We start from the raw sequence: 208 nt of genomic DNA, 5'->3' as shown, positions 1-208 counted from the left end.
TCTCTCGAAGCGACTTTATTAATTTACCTTATTTTCTCCGCTTTGGCAAGTCTTGTTCTTCGTTCGGGTTCTATGTGTTTTTATGAAATATTTATTCTGATTGTAGCAATTACATTAGTAGAATCTGCTTTCAATTATAGAAATATCACCTTAACGAAACTGTCAAATCTTTTGTGTAAATAGATCTTTCTCGTAAATTGATTTTTTA

At 29.8% G+C, this 208-nt stretch carries 1 protein-coding gene; it reads left to right on the top strand.

The window, feature by feature from the left end; all coding sequences use genetic code 11:
- A partial coding sequence (locus CP352_RS11435) for a hypothetical protein (RefSeq protein ID WP_233186950.1) occupies positions 1-183 on the top strand: 183 nt, incomplete at its 5' end.
- Positions 184-208: the final 25 nt, after the last annotated feature.

The sequence above is a fragment of the Lactobacillus sp. UMNPBX1 genome, assembly GCF_002554085.1.
GTDB lineage: Bacteria > Bacillota > Bacilli > Lactobacillales > Lactobacillaceae > Lactobacillus > Lactobacillus crispatus.
The sequence above is the reverse complement of the archived record's forward strand: the minus strand, read 5'-3'. Positions and strand labels throughout refer to the sequence as shown.